Origin of the sequence: Zunongwangia sp. (assembly GCF_048269745.1) — a bacterium.
In the GTDB taxonomy this organism is placed as follows: Bacteria; Bacteroidota; Bacteroidia; order Flavobacteriales; family Flavobacteriaceae; genus Zunongwangia.
On sequence record NZ_JBLXIB010000011.1, the window covers coordinates 1 to 18295 of the forward strand.

The 18295-nt window shown below is 31.0% G+C and carries 13 protein-coding genes; 9 read left to right on the forward strand and 4 right to left on the reverse strand.

The window, feature by feature from the left end:
- From ACN0WI_RS12550 to ACN0WI_RS12565, 4 genes are all read left to right on the forward strand, one after another.
- A partial coding sequence (locus ACN0WI_RS12550; RefSeq protein ID WP_417887286.1) for a thioredoxin family protein occupies positions 1–769 on the forward strand: 769 nt, incomplete at its 5' end.
- Between the two features lie 19 nt (positions 770–788).
- Complete coding sequence (locus tag ACN0WI_RS12555) at positions 789–3581, forward strand: M16 family metallopeptidase (RefSeq protein WP_417887287.1); 2793 nt, start codon at positions 789–791, stop codon at positions 3579–3581.
- 174 nt (positions 3582–3755) lie between these two features.
- Positions 3756–4640: a helix-turn-helix domain-containing protein gene (locus tag ACN0WI_RS12560; protein WP_417887288.1), complete on the forward strand. Its 885-nt coding sequence runs from the start codon at positions 3756–3758 to the stop codon at positions 4638–4640.
- Positions 4641–4938: 298 nt separating this feature from the next.
- The gene (locus ACN0WI_RS12565; RefSeq protein ID WP_417887289.1) at positions 4939–5598 is read left to right on the forward strand and encodes a DUF2490 domain-containing protein; all 660 of its coding nucleotides are present in this window, start codon (positions 4939–4941) and stop codon (positions 5596–5598) included.
- A gap of 427 nt (positions 5599–6025) precedes the next feature.
- Here the strand turns inward: ACN0WI_RS12565 and pckA are convergent, their stop codons facing one another.
- The 4 genes from pckA to ACN0WI_RS12585 form a co-directional block, all read right to left on the reverse strand.
- Positions 6026–7657, reverse strand: a complete 1632-nt coding sequence (gene pckA, locus ACN0WI_RS12570) for a phosphoenolpyruvate carboxykinase (ATP) (protein ID WP_417887290.1) — start codon at positions 7655–7657, stop codon at positions 6026–6028.
- A 75-nt stretch (positions 7658–7732) separates the two neighbouring features.
- Positions 7733–8503, reverse strand: coding sequence for a universal stress protein (locus tag ACN0WI_RS12575; RefSeq protein ID WP_417887292.1), 771 nt, complete (start codon positions 8501–8503; stop codon positions 7733–7735).
- Between the two features lie 238 nt (positions 8504–8741).
- Complete coding sequence (locus ACN0WI_RS12580; protein WP_417887293.1) at positions 8742–9488, reverse strand: energy transducer TonB; 747 nt, start codon at positions 9486–9488, stop codon at positions 8742–8744.
- Positions 9489–10053: 565 nt separating this feature from the next.
- Complete coding sequence (locus ACN0WI_RS12585; protein ID WP_417887294.1) at positions 10054–11919, reverse strand: ABC-F family ATP-binding cassette domain-containing protein; 1866 nt, start codon at positions 11917–11919, stop codon at positions 10054–10056.
- Between the two features lie 107 nt (positions 11920–12026).
- Between ACN0WI_RS12585 and ACN0WI_RS12590 the strand changes: the two genes are divergently transcribed.
- The 5 genes from ACN0WI_RS12590 (at position 12027) to ACN0WI_RS12610 (ending at position 18294) form a co-directional block, all read left to right on the forward strand.
- On the forward strand, positions 12027–12818 hold the full coding sequence (locus ACN0WI_RS12590; protein ID WP_417887295.1) for a polysaccharide biosynthesis/export family protein: 792 nt from the start codon (positions 12027–12029) through the stop codon (positions 12816–12818).
- 3 nt (positions 12819–12821) lie between these two features.
- Positions 12822–15296 (forward strand): polysaccharide biosynthesis tyrosine autokinase, encoded by a 2475-nt coding sequence (locus tag ACN0WI_RS12595; protein ID WP_417887296.1) that lies wholly within the window; start codon positions 12822–12824, stop codon positions 15294–15296.
- A gap of 82 nt (positions 15297–15378) precedes the next feature.
- Complete coding sequence (locus ACN0WI_RS12600; RefSeq protein ID WP_417887297.1) at positions 15379–16239, forward strand: ABC transporter permease; 861 nt, start codon at positions 15379–15381, stop codon at positions 16237–16239.
- Positions 16239–17516, forward strand: a complete 1278-nt coding sequence (locus ACN0WI_RS12605; protein WP_417887299.1) for an ABC transporter ATP-binding protein — start codon at positions 16239–16241, stop codon at positions 17514–17516. Before ACN0WI_RS12600 ends, ACN0WI_RS12605 begins: the two co-directional genes overlap by 1 nt.
- Positions 17509–18294, forward strand: a complete 786-nt coding sequence (locus tag ACN0WI_RS12610; protein ID WP_417887300.1) for a sulfotransferase domain-containing protein — start codon at positions 17509–17511, stop codon at positions 18292–18294. The genes ACN0WI_RS12605 and ACN0WI_RS12610 overlap by 8 nt, the downstream gene beginning before the upstream one ends.
- Position 18295: the final 1 nt, after the last annotated feature.

Consider the following 18295-nt stretch of genomic DNA (forward strand, 5'->3'; position numbering starts at 1 on the left):
AGTATTACAACTGCACTTATTAGAACGTGAAACCTTTTTAGCAATTTGGATAGCCGTGTTTGGTGGTTTAGCTTTATACCTTTTTGGTAAAATTCGATTACCACATGATAGTCCTTTGGAATATATTTCAGTAGGACGATTAAGTTTGGGGTTAGTGGTGCTAACTTTTACCATTTATCTAATTCCCGGACTATGGGGCGCACCTTTACAATGGATAAGCGGCTTTCCGCCACCAATGCAATATAGCGAATCCCCTTATGGAGTTGGGAATAGCGAAGGCGGAGGATTAGCGGCAACTCCTAAAACTTTAGAAGAGGGGATGGAACTGGGCCCATTAGATTTACCGGTATTTAAAGATTATGAAAGAGGAATGGCTTATGCCAAGAAAGAAGGGAAACCGGTGTTATTAGATTTTACAGGGTATGCATGTGTAAACTGTAGAAAGATGGAAGAACGCGTGTGGCCTGATCCACAGGTGGAAAGTATATTGCGAGATGAGGTGGTATTGATATCCTTGTATGTAGATGATAAAAAGGAGTTACCAGAAGAAGAGCAATATGTATCGGAAACCACGGGTCATAAGGTACGAACAATAGGGAATAAATGGAGCGATTTTCAGATAACACATTATAAAGCAAATGCACAACCTTATTATGTACTTATCGATAATGAGGGAGCGATGCTAGAAGAGCCAACAGCTTACGATCCGGATATAGAATCGTATACACAATGGTTAAAAGATGGTATTAAAGCTTATAAAAAGAAGTAATAAATCTAAAATTTATAAAATGAGATTAAGTAAAAATATTTTTTTACTATTTGTACTAATAGCCAGTTTTGGCTACGGACAGCAGCAGAAAATAAAATATGCTGATATAGTTCAAGGAGAATTAGAAAATGGAATGCATTATTATATAATGCATAACGAAGAACCGGAAAATAGAGCATCATTTTATTTTGCCCAGAATGTAGGATCTATTCTAGAAAATGATACCCAGCAAGGTTTAGCACATTTTTTAGAACATATGGCATTTAATGGTTCAGATAATTTTCAGGATAAAGGAATGTTAGAATATCTTGAAAAAAATGGAATTAAGTTTGGCTCGGAAATTAATGCCTTCACAAGTTTCGATGAAACAGTATATAACATTAATCAAGTTCCGGTTCAGAATCAAAAATTAATAGATTCTGTATTACTTGTATTGCATGACTGGTCTGGATATTTATCATTAACAGATAAAGAGATTGATAATGAAAGAGGTGTGATTAATGAAGAATGGAGAAGTAGAAATACACCTAATTACCGTGCTTCTTCTAAAATTTGGTTAGAAGGATATTTAAAAGGATCTAAATATGAAAACCGAATGGCAATTGGTAAAATGGATATTGTTAATAATTTTAAATATGATACCCTTCGAGCTTATTACAAACGTTGGTACCGTCCCGACCAACAAGCTGTAGTTATTGTAGGAGATGTAGATCCTGAGGAAATGGAAAAGAAAGTGAAATCAGTTTTTTCTGAAATTCCATTAAGAGAAGATTTGCCTAAGAGACCCAAATTCGATGTTCCTTTAAATAAAGACTTTATTTATCTAAAAGCAACTGATAAAGAATTAGGTGAACCAACTGTTAGCTATTTTATAAAACGTAACACAGAGGAATTATCTGTTCTAGAGAAAGAAAAACAAGGTTTAATTAATGGGTATGCTAATTACATATTAAATAATAGATTGTCTGAATTAATGGTGTCAGAAGATAGTCCGGTATTAAATGCTAGTTTAGGAATTCAAGAATTTGTTAGACCTTTAGAAGTATTAACATTAAACATTGTACCTAAAAAAGATAGTTTATTAGCTGCGCTAGATTTTACACTTACCGAATATAATCGTTTTGCTAAATATGGTGCTACAGAAGCAGAATTGGAAAGAACTAAAGCTGCTTTTAAAACAAGTTTTGAATCTTCAAAAAAGAACATCAATAAGCGTAGTAACGATTCTTATGCATCAGAAATTTATAGTGCTTTCTTTAGTGGAGAACAAATTACAGATTATAAATGGACATTAGATTATGATATTTCAATAGTAGATAAAATTACAAACCAAGATATTATTGATTATTTATCAAAATATCAAGGTGAAATAGGTAGAGGAGTAGCTTTTAAAGGATCTAGTGAACATTCATATCCAAATAAATCTGAGGTTTTATCACTTGTTGAAGAGGTAACTAATAAGAAACTAAAACCTTATTCAGAAAAAGTATTTGATAAGAAATTAGTAGAAGAAGATTTGAAGGGAGCCCGTGTGGTTTCTAAAGAAAAAATAAAAGGTATTGATGGTAATTTATATACCCTATCAAACGGTATTAAACTTGCTTTTTATAAAACTGATTTTGAAAAAGACAAACTATATGCACAGGGTTTTAGTCCTGGAGGACAATCTTTAATTACTACAGAAAACCTACCAAATGTATTGGTAGCACCTTATTTAGTGTCTCAATCTGGTTTAGGATCGTTAAATAAAATTGAATTACAAAAGTTATTAGCTGGTAAAGATGTATCGGTAAATACGTCTATTAATCAATTTAGTGAGGATGTATCAGGAATGTCGAGCACAGAAGATGCAGAAATAATGTTACAAGAAATCTACTTGTATTTTACTGCTCCTCGTTTTGATAAAAATGCATTCAATATTTTAAAACAAAATTTAGAGAGTAACTTAATTGCTAAAAAGAATAATGTACAGAGTGTATTTCAAGATTCACTTTCGTTAGCAAGTACAAATTATAGTGATAGAACATTGATTTTCGATCAGTCTCTTATCGATTCAATTAAATTTGATAAAATCTCGAAAATCTATACTACTCGAATTTCAAATGCAAGCGATTTCACCTTTGTTTTTATAGGAGACTTTAATGAAGAAAATTTATTGAAGTTAGCTCGAAAGTATCTAGGTAGCATTCCAAAAGGTAAAAAAGAATCGATTGTAGATCGTCATATGCGTCCTAAAAAAGGAATTACGAAAGTTCATATTTCAGAAGATATGCAAACTCCACAAGCAACCGTAAGTATTTCTTATAATGGTGAAATAGAATATTCTGCAAAAAATAATATGGCTACCTATATGATTGGTGAATTATTGAATAAACGATATATGGAGACTATTCGAGAAGAAGAAGGAGGAAGCTACGGAGTTAGCGTAGGGGGCAATATATCACGTAAACCAATTAGTAATTTTAACCTTAATGTGAGTTTTAACTGTAATCCAGATAAAAAAGATAAGCTGATCGGTATTGTTTACGAAGAAATAGAAAATATAATGAATGATATTGACGAGGTTCAATTACAGAAAGTAAAAAACAATATCAAAAAGAATAGAAAAGAAGCTTTAAAAGACAACAATTTTTGGTTATCACAAATAGTATCAAGTTTAGATAAAGGTGAGCCTGTTAGAACTCAGAAAAGCTTCGAGAAACTTGTAGATGGAATTACTGTTGAGGATATTCAGGAAATTGCTAAAAAAATAAATGCAGAACCTGCAATTGTAGAAGGAGTGCTTTCTCCTAAAGTATCTCAAAAAAAATAATTTGATATAGAATTATTTATGTTATAATTAGTTTAATGAAAAGCCTTAGGTTATAAACCCGAGGCTTTTTTATTTAAATTTTATTAAAAAAATAAGTAAAAAGTCCTATTTTGAACATAAAAAGTAAAATCGATTTTTGTTAAAATTATCGTAAATTTATAGCAAAAGTAGTTTATGAAGAAAAGTATACCTACGTATGATATTTGTAGTTTGACATCAAATGAACGTACAGTACCGGATTTTGCTATTTTTAATCTACAAGACTTTTTTTTAAAACAATGTGCTGCTGCTGAAAAACCACATCGTCTTGCTTTTTACCAACTTATGTTTATAACAGAAGGTAAAGGAGTACATTTAATCGATTTTGAAAATTACGATTTAAATGCTGGTGATATTTATTTTTTAGCTCCAGGGCAAGTACATCGATGGAAGATAGATTCTAGTATAAAAGGCTATTTTTTAAACTTTAATGAATCCTTTTTTTCATCCTTTTTATCAAAAGGTGACTATTTAAATGAGTTTTCTTTTTTTATGGCAAATGGTTATCATTCTAAATTAAAGGGTGTAGAACAACTTAGCCGTATAGAACTAATTTTTGAAGAGATTTTAAAAGAGTTTCAGTCTAATAGAGAACATAAGTTCGATCTAATTAGAGTATATCTTTTAGAACTCTTTATAAAGGCAGATCGAAGTGTAGGAAAAATTTGCAGAGAATGGTATGAGAGTAAACATCAATTTTATCATTTACGAAATTTCGAAAAATTAATTGAAGAAGATTTTAAAAAGAAACATTTACCAAAAGAATATGCTAAGTTATTAAATGTAACTCCTAATTACTTAAATGCATTATGCAAAAAAATTAGAGGACAGTCTGCTGGAGAAATGATAAGGAACCGGATTTTATTAGAAAGTAAGCGCTTATTAATTAATTCTAGTTTATCTATTTCAGAAGTGGCTTATCAGTTAAATTTTAAAGACAATTCTTATTTTTCTCGCTTTTTCAAAAAATATGTGGGTATTTCTCCAGATGATTTTAGAAGGCATAAAATCGATTTATAGCTCATATTGAGGTGCTGTAAAGTTATTGCTTAATTTGTTTTGTCGAAGTTTAAAATTCTTTTTTTAACTTCTATAAAGGAACTACTGTTCTTTCTATAAATTTCCAAAAAACCAGTCAATTATAAGCTAATTTATACTATAACTTGAGTTATAATTAATTTTACTGATCAATATACACATACTACAAATTATATGAATTTTTGTGCTGAAAAAGTAAATTCAAAATAGCTATAAACTCAATGATAACAAGGTTTTGCGGCTATAAAATTGTATATTTGCATCTCTAAATTATGGCGTTATGAAGAAGGTACTATTACCTCTATTACTCCTAAATTTTCTTGTTATTACTGCACAAAACGCAGAAGATCGTTTAGGTTCTTGGACCCTTTTGGCGGGGAATCACAAAATAGCCGAAAAATGGAATATTCCTACAATAATGATTTATCAAACTTATGATGGAGTAGAAGATTTACACTTTGTTTTAGCTCGAACGGGATTGGGCTATCAAGTCACCCCGCATTTAAATGTAACTTTAGGTTATGATTATTTTTATTCAAAAACTTTAGAAAAATATTCAGTAACCGGAAAAAGATTAGATAGATTATTTGAGCAATTTAATTATTCACTTAAATACAATAAATTAAAAATTATACAAAGAGTTCGTTTTGAACAGAATTGGTCCAAAAAAAATCATAAACATAGTTATAGCGATCGATTTAGATATCGTTTAAAATTAATTCATCCGATAACTAAACATTTTTTTGTAGATATCTTTAACGAAATTTTTTTAAATTTTGAAGAGCCTCATTTTAATCAGAATCGATTTAGCGCAAATATCGGTTATGCCTTTTCACCAAATTATAAAATGGAAGTAGGGTATTTACGAAGCGATTTTAAACATAAAGATTATAATAGGTTACGTTTAGCTATTATTTTTAAAACAGACTGGACAAAATAAAAATATACTAATTATAAAAAACGCCCGACTTTAAAAGTCGGGCGTTTTTTTATGCCTATAACTTTAAGTTTTTTAAGAATTTTTTAAGAACATCAGAATTATAATATTGTTTATAGACTGTTCAATTGGTTTGTATAAAATAAAGTAATAAGTACAATTGAGTTATTCAGTAAATTATATTGAGATTGATGAATACTAAGGAAGAATAAAATTGTATTGATATTTAATCATTTTCGATTAAGCATTATTACTAGATTTTTAACTAACACTAAGTTTAGTATTAGAGTTCTTTGGATAAACTATATAATTGATTAGGAAAGTAGAGTAGGAGAGTATTTTTGTTGAGCATAAATTAGTGAAAATAAAAAAACTCACACTTTTATAAAAAAGCGTGAGTTTTCTGCAAAAATGAAACTAAACTCTATTGTTACATCACAGAATTCATTTTGTGGTGTTCGTCGATTAGTGGACCACCTTCAATGATTTCTTTAGAAGCTTCAGAAGCAAATTTCTCAAAGTTTAAGTGGAATGAGTGTGCTAACTGAATTGCTTTTTGAATATAAGATCCTTTTTGTAACCAAGTACTCATAGGATTTAATATTTCAGAAGGTACACCGTGGCAATATTTTGGCATTTGTAATCCGAATATTGGGTGCATTTCGAAATCTACATCTTCTAATTTTCCTTTTAATATTTCAGTGATCATACTTCTAGTATATTTCAAAGAAATTCTAGAACCTACTCCGTAAGGTCCACCAATCCATCCGGTGTTAACTAACCATACGTTTACGTTAGATTCTTTCATTTTTTCGCTTAACATTTCAGCATAGGCAGCTGGGTGTAAAGGCATAAATGGTTCTCCAAAACAAGCAGAGAAAGATGGTACAGGTTCTGTAATACCAGCTTCTGTTCCGGCTACTTTAGCAGTATATCCAGAGATAAAGTGGTAAGCTGCTTGACCAGGAGTTAATTTAGATACTGGAGGCAATACACCAAAAGCATCACAAGTTAAGAAGAAAATATTTTTAGGATTTTCAGCATATGAATTTTCTTGAATATTTTCAATATGATCAATTGGATAACTTACCCGTGTATTTTGTGTAATAGATCCGTCTAAGTAATCTACATCTTTAGTACCTGGTTTAAATACTACGTTTTCTAGTAAAGCACCTGGTTTAATAGCATTGTAAATATCTGGTTCTTTTTCAGCAGATAGATCAATTACTTTAGCATAACATCCACCTTCGAAGTTGAATACTACGTTATCTCTTGTCCATCCATGCTCATCATCACCAATAAGTTTTCTTTCAGGATCTGCAGAAAGAGTTGTTTTACCAGTACCAGAAAGACCAAAGAAAATAGCAGTATCTCCGTCTTCACCTACGTTAGCAGAGCAGTGCATTGGTAATACATCTTTTTCTGTAGGTAAAATTAAGTTAAGAGCAGAGAAAATACCTTTTTTCATTTCTCCTGTATATGCAGAACCAGCGATTAAAGCTACTTTTTTAGTAAAGTTAAGAATACTAAAGTTACCTTGTCTAATTCCATATTCTTCAGGATTTTCTTCAGAATAACCAGGAGCACAAAGTACTACCCATTCTTCTTCAAAATTTTCAAGTTGTTCGTCTGTTAGACGTAAGAACATATTTTTTACGAAGAAGTTAGACCAAGGAAATTCAGTAATAGTTCTAACATTCATTTGGTATTCAGGATTAGCACATACGTACCCATCATGAACATATACTTCTTTACCGTTTAAATAATCGGTAACTCTATCGTATAATTTATCGAAGTTTTCTGGTGAAACAGGTTTGTTTGTTTTACCCCACCATACGTTTTTAGTATAGTCATCTTTCACTAAAAAACGATCTTGAGGAGAACGTCCAGTAAATTTACCAGTATTAACAGCTAAAGTACCGTTTTCGGTTTCTCTACCCATTTCTTTTTCTAGTGTGATTTTTTGAAGTTCTTCACCTTTTAAGTTCCAGAAAGCAGTGTCGGTTTTTATTCCGTATCTTTCAAGATCTTTTGCAGTTGGGAGATTTTGTACGTTTTTCATGACGTTTAATTTAATAGTTGAATGAATTGTTAATATACGAAATTCTGTTGAATTGTTTGGCTAGATTTAACTGTTTTAGTCTAAAACTAGTAATGGTTTTGTAGTATGTAAACTTAATAATTTAGTTAGTTTACCCTCGGAAGCAGAACCGTTTTTAGCATGTGTATTTGGTAAAATTGCTAACATGTCGATATCATGCTTACCTAAGTATTGTATAATGCCTTCTACAATATCGTCACTTTCAAAAAAGCTATGGTGAGAATAAAATATTTCTAAGAAATATTTTAGAGTATTCTCGTTACTTTCATGAGTTTTAGCATAAAAATCATCGTCTTTACTAACCGTTAAAATATGAACTTCTGCACCGAAATGTCTGGCTACATCTAACAGAGTGTAAAGCGCATTGGTGTCAACAATTTTTTCTTTACCAAGCGTCAATAGAATTGTATCTAATTTAAAATCTTCTACATTTTCAGGTATAACCAATACAGGGCAATCTGCTATATGTACAAATTCAGAAGTTTTAGAATTCATGTTTTTTGTACGTACTCTTGCACCTTTAGTTCCCATTATAATAAGGTCAATTTTTTCCCTTTTCTGAATCTTAATCATTTCTTCATTAAGGTCGCCTGCTTTTATAATAGTTGAAATTTCTAAAGGACGTTTGCAAACTGTTTCTTGTAATTCGTCTATTTTAGATTGTATTTCTTTTTCATCATCTTCCTCTGTCTCCTTAATATGTATCACAAAAATTTGAATAGCATCTTTAGAAGCAAACTCAACCGCATATTTAAAAGCATTTATTGAAGCTTTAGAAAAATCTACTGGTACGAGGATAGTTTTCATAATAGACAGAATTTAATTTGGCTTTACCTGTTTGTTTTATTATGGTATAAAGTTAAATTTATTAACAATTTTAAAACATGACTTTTGTTAGTTTTTGAAACAAAAATTCAAAAAATCGTATTCTAAGTTTATTCTTTTACGAATATATTAAATAAAATAGGCCTTTAAAAGGATACTTTTAAAGGCCTGGCCAATTCAAACGGATTCTTATTAAATTATGTCATATATATAGTATAGTTTATGGTTCTCTAATTTGAAAGACAATAGGTAGCGAATAGATAACTCCTACCGGCCGGTTACGTTGTTTGCCTGGTATTACTTTAGGAAGTTTTTTTACCACACGTTTTGCTTCTTCTTCTAGTTTTTTATGAGGCCCTCTAGTTTTAATATCGGTTATATTTCCATTTTTATCTATTTTGAATACTACGATAATTCTATTAATACCATACAAACCTAATTCTGCCCCTAATTCGTTGTTAAATTCTTTTTTTACAAACCTATCGATCTTTTCAGCCATACAAGCTTTTCGAGCATCATTGTCTTTTAAATTTTCACAGCCCGGAAAAATAGGAACGTCTTCAACCATTACAAAAGGAACATCTGCAATTTCTTCTTCTTCTGCATTACCTGTTTCATTGATATCTTCTACTTCTTTTACATTTTCTATTTTATCATCTTGACTAGTTTCAGTAGATTTTATGTCATCTTCTTCTATATCTAACTCATTATCAACAACTGTTATAAGTTCAGGAATTACCGGTGCTGGTGGCGGAGGAGGAGGAGGCGGCGTATTCATTTGAGTAATTGGAATATCTTCCGTTAATTCTTCATCTACCTGAACCTGATAGTTTTGAGCAACATTTTTTTCTAGGGTTTTCCACTCTAACCCAAAATATACAGCGCCTAGTACAATTATTAACCCTATCTGAAAAAAGAAAATACTATTTCGGCTGATACTTACTTTCGGGTTTTTTTTAGCTTGCATGGCAGTAAAGTTTAAAAATTATAGTTCCAGTTAGTGATGATACATTCATCTTTAGATAAGCGTCACTACAACGTTTTCTTAATTGCTCAGTATTTATTCTTATAATTAATTATTAATTTCTTTTAGTAGAATAAAAATATAACGTATTCTGAATTTTTAATATGATAATTATCATATTGGTTAAAAATACCGTGTAATTTTTATTATATGATAATATAAAGGGTGTGATATATTCTATTTTAATTGCTTTATAATCTAAAGAATTGGATTCTAGATGTAAATTTAATGTTAATTTTTACCGTATATTTGTAGTGCATTCTTCGGCAAATGCAATACAGCATGAGTTTAGATTATTATTATATCGAAAAGAAAAAGCGATTGAACTTTGTAAGAGTAATACACAAAAATAATTGCGAATTGCTTCCAACAGAAAATGGTCGTATTCCGTTAGGTTTTTTTGAAAGTACTATAAAAGCAAAAACTTCAGCCACAAATAAATTTGGTAAGCTGAAGTTTTGCAAGGTATGTTGTAAAGATTAGTAAATTGAAAATGAAGAATATTTATTTAAGCCTCCATTTTTTCCATTAATTCGAACCAGCGTTCCGTTTTAGCTTCAATTTTATAGGTAATTGTTTTAAGTTCTAACGAAGTTTGATCGATTTCTTCACCGGTCATCTCTTCTAAAAATTTTTGCTGAACTTTCTCTTTTTCTTTTTCAAGTTTTACTATTTCTTTCTCTAATTTCTGATATTCTTTTTGTTCAGTATAACTTAATTTTGTTCCGGTACTTTCTTCTTTCCAATCTTGTTTTCCGGTTTTAGGAGTTTCTTTGTTTGGTTCTGAAGTAGCAGCACTACTTTCGTAAGCGCGATAATCAGAATAATTACCAGGGAAATTATCTATAGTTTCATTACCTGAAAACACAAATAAATGATCTACAATTTTATCCATAAAATACCGGTCGTGAGATACCACAAGTAAACATCCAGGGAAATCTAATAGAAAGCTTTCTAATACATTGAGTGTTACAATATCGAGATCGTTTGTAGGCTCATCTAAAATTAAAAAGTTTGGATTTTGGATTAAAACAGTGCATAAGTACAGGCGTTTTTTCTCTCCACCACTTAATTTTTCAACAAAATCGTATTGCTTTTTACGGTCAAATAAAAATCGCTCTAATAATTGTTGAGCCGATATTTGTCTTCCTTTTTTTAATGGAATATAATCCCCAAATTCTCGAATTACATCAATTACTTTTTGTCCGGGTTTTACCGTAATTCCAAGTTGTGTGTAATATCCGAATTTTATAGTTTCCCCAACAATAACTTTACCGGTATCGGGTTGTAATTTTCCGGTAAGGATATTTAAAAATGTAGATTTTCCGGTACCATTTTTTCCAATTATTCCTGCCCGCTCTCCTTTATTGAAATTATAGTCAAAATTTTCGAAAAGTGTTTTGTCTTCAAAGCTTTTAGAAATATTGTGTAGCTCGACCATTTTACTGCCCAAGCGCTCCATATTTATTTCTAATTGAATTTGATGATCTTTTCGGCGTTTAGAAGCTCGATCTTTAATTTCATGAAAATCATCAATTCTCGATTTTGATTTGGTAGTCCGAGCTTTGGGTTGGCGGCGCATCCAATCGAGTTCTTTTTTAAAAAGTTGCTTTGCTTTTTCGGTATTCGTATCCTCTAAAGCTAAACGAGCATCTTTTTTATCTAGATAATACGAATAATTACCTTTATAAGTGTATAATTGACCTTCATCTAACTCTACAATTTCATTACAAACACGTTCTAGAAAATATCGATCGTGCGTAACCATAAAAATAGTGAAATTCTCTTTTCTGAAATATTCTTCCAACCACTCAATCATATCCAAATCAAGATGGTTGGTTGGTTCATCCATAATTATGAAATCTGGCTTCTGCAATAGCATATTGGCTAGAGCCAAACGCTTTTTTTGTCCACCCGAAAGCGAAGATACTTTCTGGTCGAGTTTTTCTAGCTTTAACTGAAACAGAATTTGTTTGTACTGCGTTTCAAAATCCCAAGCTTGTGCGGCGTCCATTTCTTCGAAAGCTTTTTGGTAAGCTTCGGCGTCTTCAGGATTTTCTAAAGCTGCTTCATATCGTTTAATAATATCAAGGGTCTCATTTTCTGAAGAAAAAATAGTTTCTTCAATGGTTAATTGAGCGTCTAAATTTGGCTCTTGATCTAAAAAAGAAGTCGTTAAGTTTTTTCGGTAGACAACATTACCTTCATCGGGTGTATCGGTCCCTGCCAAAATGTTAAGTAACGAGGTTTTTCCTGTTCCGTTTTTCGCCACAAAACCTACTTTTTGGCCTTCATTAATTCCAAAAGAAATGTTCGTAAATAATACACGTTCGCCATACGATTTGGCGATATTTTCTACTGAAAGATAATTCACAATTGTTCCATTTAACTACAAATAAAGGTAAAATATCGAGAAAGCTGATAATAATTTTGTTATTAATTCCCATGGACTATATTTGTTTGATAAATGTAAAAGATTGCATGAGGAGAATTATTTTATTTTGTATTACTATTTTATGTCTATCCGCATTTTCCTGTATATCGACTAAAAAGCTTTCGTATCTACAAAAAGATAAACAGACTATAGATAGTATTGCAAAAATTCATCGTCTCAATAAACCGTATCGTATACAAGTAGGAGATTTATTGAGTATTCGGGTTAAAGCATTAGACCAAGATATTATGGGTATGTTTAATCCGGTTAATGAAGGAAATTTAAATGCAACTGGAGAAGAGCGGATGTATTACGATGGTTTTGCGGTGGATGATCATGGGAATATTAGAGTACCCACCTTAGGTAATATAAATGTATTAGGATACACTTCAGAAGAAATTAGACAAAAAATAGAACAACTTTTACTACGTGATTATTTTAAAAAAGAAGCTAATATTTTCGTAACAGTTAAATTAGCAGGTATCCGTTATACTACTATTGGAGAAATTGGAGCAGGAAGCCAAGTTATTTATAAAGAGAAAGTAACCATTATGGAAGCCATAGCTAATGCAGGTGGAATTACTGATCTGGGTGATAGGGAGCACGTAAAAATTTTACGCCAATATCCGTCAGGAGAAGAACTTCATCAAATCGATTTAACAAGCTTACAGGCTATCAATAATCCATTTTATTATATTCAACCTAACGATTTAATTATGGTTGATCCATTACCTCAAAAAGCCTTAGGAGCTGGAACAACAGGACTAGAAAGTTTTAGAACCATAGGTACTGTGATTTCGTTATTATCCACAACCATATTGCTTTTTACACGATTATAATACATGGCGCAAGAAGATGATCACATATCGGATATAGGTTCAACCTTTGATTTTAAAGGCTTTGTTCTAAAAGTTATTAGTTATTGGAAACTTATTTTGCTTTCAGTAAGTATAAGTTTAGGGGTAGCTTACTACAATAATGTTCGAAAATTACCAGTATACAATCTCGCAAATTCGATTTCTATTAAAGATGATCAAAATCCGTTTTTTACTTCTAATACAAGTTTAACTTTTAATTGGGGAGGTACTTCCGACAAAGTAAATACGGCAATGACAATTTTAAAATCGAGGACTCACAATGAAGAAGTTGTGGAAAAGCTCGGTTTTTATGTTGATTATCGAAAAGAAGGAGAATACCAACGTATAGATGCATATGGAGCAATGCCTTTTACCATAGAAGTTGATACGTCAAAATTTCAGGCATTAAATATTCCATTTACCATTACGGTAGTCGATTCGGCAACTTTTACAATGCAAGCTACGATACCTGAAAATTATACAAGACAAAATTATAAAACTAAAGAAAAAGAAAATTTTACTGCTACGTCTGCTATTCAATTAGATAAAAATTTTGAGTTCAATAACTTGATAATTGCACCATTTTTCAATGCAACGGTACTCCGTAACGATCGGCCAATTAAAAAAGGGCAAAAATTTTATGTAAAATTCTTGAATTTTGATAATGCTGTTTCAAGATTTAGAAATGTAAAAATATTAGCAGAATCTAGTGGTTCCTCAGTTTTAGAACTCTCCCAAACCGGTCATAATAAATCACGAATAGTAGATTATTTGAACGGATCGGTTCAGGTGTTGAGTGATAATATGTTAGAACGTAAAAATTTATTTGCAACTAAAACAATCCGATTTATCGATAGTAGTTTGAATGTGAAATCTAAAGAACTCAAAATTGTTGAAGATGAATTAAATTCTTATAAAAACAACAATGAGATTATTGATATTTCAGCAGAAAGTCAGCAACTATCGAGTAAACTTCGCGATTTAGATGTACGAAAAGAAGATGCTTCTCGGCAACTTAATTATTATAAAACCCTAAAAACCTATTTAGAAACCCGTACAGATTACTCGAATATTCCGGCTCCATCCGTAGCAGGTATTTCGGAAGGGAGTATTTCAAATGCGGTGAGTAGACTTATTGCATTAGCTGAAGAACGAAGTAATTATCAGTATAGTTTAAAAGAAGGAGCCCCTATTTTTGATGATATTGACCGAAAAATTAATAGTGTAAAATCGGTTTTATTAGAAAATATAAGCTCTTCACGAGGATTGCTAGAAAACGAATTGCAAAGTATTAATCGGCAAATAGCTTTTTCTGAAAACGAAATTAAATCCTTACCCAAAGAAGAACAAGATTTACTTAAAATTCAACGAAAATATAATATTAGCGAGAGTACTTATAATTTATTTCTTGAAAAAAGAAACGAAGCGGGTTTAATTAAAGCGGCCAACGTAAGTGATGTATTGGTAATAGATAATGCTAAAGATATTGGCGGTGGTAAAATTGGCCCCAATACACGTTTAAACTATGTAATGGCTGTGATGGTTGGTGGTGTGATACCACTTACATTTGTTTTTTTATTAGTTTTTATGAATACTAATATTCATAATGCTCAAGAAGTAGAGCGTTTATCTCCAATTCCGATTTTAGGAATGATAGGTAAAAGTAAATTGAAAAATAATTTAGCCGTTTTTTCAAATCCAAAATCGGCAATTTCAGAAGGATTTCGAGGTCTACGTTCCAGTTTGCAATTTATGTATAAGAGGCAAGGTATTGAAGGAGCCAAAACACTTCTAGTAACTTCTTCGGTTTCAGGAGAAGGAAAAACTTTTTGTGCGATGAATTTAGCCACCGTGTTTGCGTTAAGTCAGCGAAAAACAATATTAGTTGGGGTCGATCTTCGAAAACCAAAAATATTTGATGATTTTAAATTAGATAATGATTTAGGAATTAGTAATTATTTAATTAACGATACTACTTCTGAAGAAATTATTCAGAAAAGTCAAATTCCATATCTGGATGTAATTACCTCAGGTCCGGTGCCACCGAATCCGTCCGAATTATTAATGAACGATCAGATGGATGCGCTGATGAAAAAACTTCAGCAAGAGTATGATTATATTATTTTAGATACGCCACCAATTGGTTTAGTAGCTGATGCTTTAAGTTTAGTTAAATATGCAGATACAAGTATTTATATGATTAGACAAGATTATACGAAGCGAGGAATGTTAGAAGCAATTAATCAAAAGTATAATAAGGGAGAATTAAAAAATATAAGTTTTGTGTTAAACCACTTTGTACACCGTGCAAAATATGGTTACGGTTATGGTTATGGTTACGGCTATGGCTACGGTTATGGTTATGGTTATAATAAATATAATAAAGGCTATGGATCTGCACCAACTAAAATAAATCAGTTGAAAAAATCATGGAAGCGTTTTAAACAAAATTTTGAATAATTGGTATTATCAAATAGTCAATCATCAGTTTCAAAAAAAATACAAAAATAGAGAATTGGTTAATGCCAATTAATAATATCTTATGCATAAAGTGAATAATGAATGGTTATACGAGATTACGCCCAAACGTAAGTTAATCGATTTAAATTTTAAAGAGATTTGGCGGTATCGTGATTTATTAGTATTGCTTGTTAAACGAGATATTACAACTGTTTATAAGCAAACTATTTTAGGACCATTATGGTTTTTTATTCAACCTTTATTTACTTCGGTAATTTATACATTAGTATTTAATAATATTGCTAATATTCCAACAGGAGCGGTACCAAGCTTTTTATTTAATTTAACCGGAATAACGGCATGGAATTATTTTAACCAATGTTTTACCAGTACTTCAAATACCTTTAATCAAAATGCAGCGTTATTTGGGAAAGTTTATTTTCCCAGAGTAATCATGCCAATGAGTAAAGTAATTGCCGGATTAGTGAAATTGGGAATTCAGTTATTAATCTTAATAGTATTTTATGTTTACTTTGTTTTACAAGGATTTTCTATTTCTCCCAATTCAAATTTATTACTATTCCCTGTTTATGTACTATTAATGGCATTGATGGGTTTGGGGTTTGGAATGATAATTTCTGCAATGACCACAAAATATCGTGATTTAACGGTCTTGATTGGTTTTGCAACCTCATTGTTGGTGTACGTGTCAGCAGTGCCTTATCCGGTAAGTCAGGTAGAAGAGAAGATGCCGCAATTAGCCTGGTTGGTAAAAATGAATCCGCTTACTCAAATAATAGAAGGATTTCGGTATATGATATTAGATGAAGGAATTTTTAGCCTTATCGGTTTTTTATATACTATCGGCGTGAGTGTGTTAATTTTTATAATAGGTTTACTTATTTTTAATAAAACGGAGAAGAATTTTATAGATACGGTATAATGAGCGTGATATTAAAAGCAGAAAATATTTCGAAGCAGTACCGTTTAGGGACGGTAGGAACAGGTACGCTAAGTCACGATTTAAACAGGTGGTGGCATCAAATTCGGGGAAAAGAAGATCCGTATCTAAAAGTGGGAGCCGTCAACGATCGTTCGGCAAAAGCCAGTGAAGACTATGTTTGGGCATTACGAGATATTAATTTTGAAGTAAAACCGGGAGAAGTTTTAGGGATTATAGGAAAAAATGGCGCAGGCAAATCTACATTACTGAAATTATTATCCAGAGTTACTTCTCCAACTACAGGAAGTATTAAAACTAAAGGTAGAATAGCTTCCTTGCTTGAAGTGGGCACTGGTTTTCATCCAGAACTTACTGGAAGAGAAAATATATTTTTAAATGGAGCTATTTTAGGAATGACGAAGCCGGAAATCAAATCCAAAATCGATGAAATTATTGCTTTCTCTGGTTGCGAGATGTATATCGATACACCGGTAAAAAGATATAGTAGTGGGATGCGTGTTCGTTTAGGTTTTGCGGTAGCAGCACACCTAGAGCCCGAAATTTTGGTTGTTGATGAAGTTTTAGCAGTTGGTGATGCTGAATTTCAAAAGAAAGCTATCGGTAAAATGCAGGATCTCTCTAGCGGGGAAGGAAGAACGGTGTTGTTTGTGAGTCATAATATGGCGAGTGTTCAAAATTTATGTACACGAGGTATAGTTTTGGAGAATGGGAAGGAAAAATTAAATGGCGATATAGAATTTTGTATTAGAGAATATTTAATGTCTGGAAATTCTTATAAAGGAGTAAGTATATTAGAAAATGAAAAAAGGTTAGGTGGAAATGATTTTAGATTTACTGGGGTAAAATATGAAGATTTTTATAATAACGAAATTATTACTCCTCAATCAGGAATGAATCTTAAAATTAAAATTTTTTTTAATTGTGTAAAGAATTTTAAGAATGTTGAAATTAGGTTACAATTTAAAGATAGTAATGGTTATATTGTGGCTACTTTAAATAATTATCATACTGATTTTTTATTTGATTTCGATAAGGGTAATAATATTGTCGTTTGTAATATTTTCAATATACCATTTATTAAAGGAAATTATCTTCTAAATTTACGCGCAGTTGATTTTTCCAAAAAGAAAATATTGGACGAAGTAAATGAATGTGAAAGGGTCACTATAGAAAGTGGAGATTTTTTTTCAACAGGAAAATTACCTACAGTTAAGCAAGGTGTATTAATTAACCATAATTGGGAAAATTGTGGATAAAAAAGTAGTAATTATTTTAGGAATGCACCGTTCAGGTACATCTGTAACTGCAAATTGGCTAAATGTATGTGGACTAAATTTAGGAGATGAGTTATACGGAGCTTCCAAATTTAATAAAAATGGATATTATGAAGATATTGATTTTTTAGAACTTCACATGAAACTTTTACAAGAATGCAACATACATTCTAGCGGTCATGAAGATTTAAAAAAAATAAAGCTTTCATCTAAGCAAAAAGGTGAGATAAAAAAATTGATAATTAATAAAAATGTAAAATTGCAGTGGGGTTGGAAAGAACCCAGAACTTGTCTTTTTATAGAATATTACAAAAAACTAATACCAAATGCAGTTTTTTTAGTGGTCTATAGAGATTATAAAGACGTTGTTGCTTCATTGATTCTAAGAGAGCATAATTTGAAAATGCCATCTAGAATAACTGGATTAAAAGATTTAATTTATTTAGTAAAGTTTCAAAAATTAGTAGATCATTATTCTAAGATTTGGTTGCACTATAATAATCTTTTGATTCAAAATTTATACGGTCATAAAAATGTAATATTTACGAATTATAAAGATCTCTTGAAGAATGATAAAAAGGTATATGAATTTTTGATAAGTACAGGAGTTAAAATACGTTATATTTCGTTTTCTGAAATTTTTGATAATAAATTGATGCAAGAAAAAAGAAATAAAAAAGTTGAAGCAAATTTTATTTTAAAAAGGAAAATTAAAAAAACAATGCAAAAACTAGATAGCAATATAATTTCTAATAAATAAA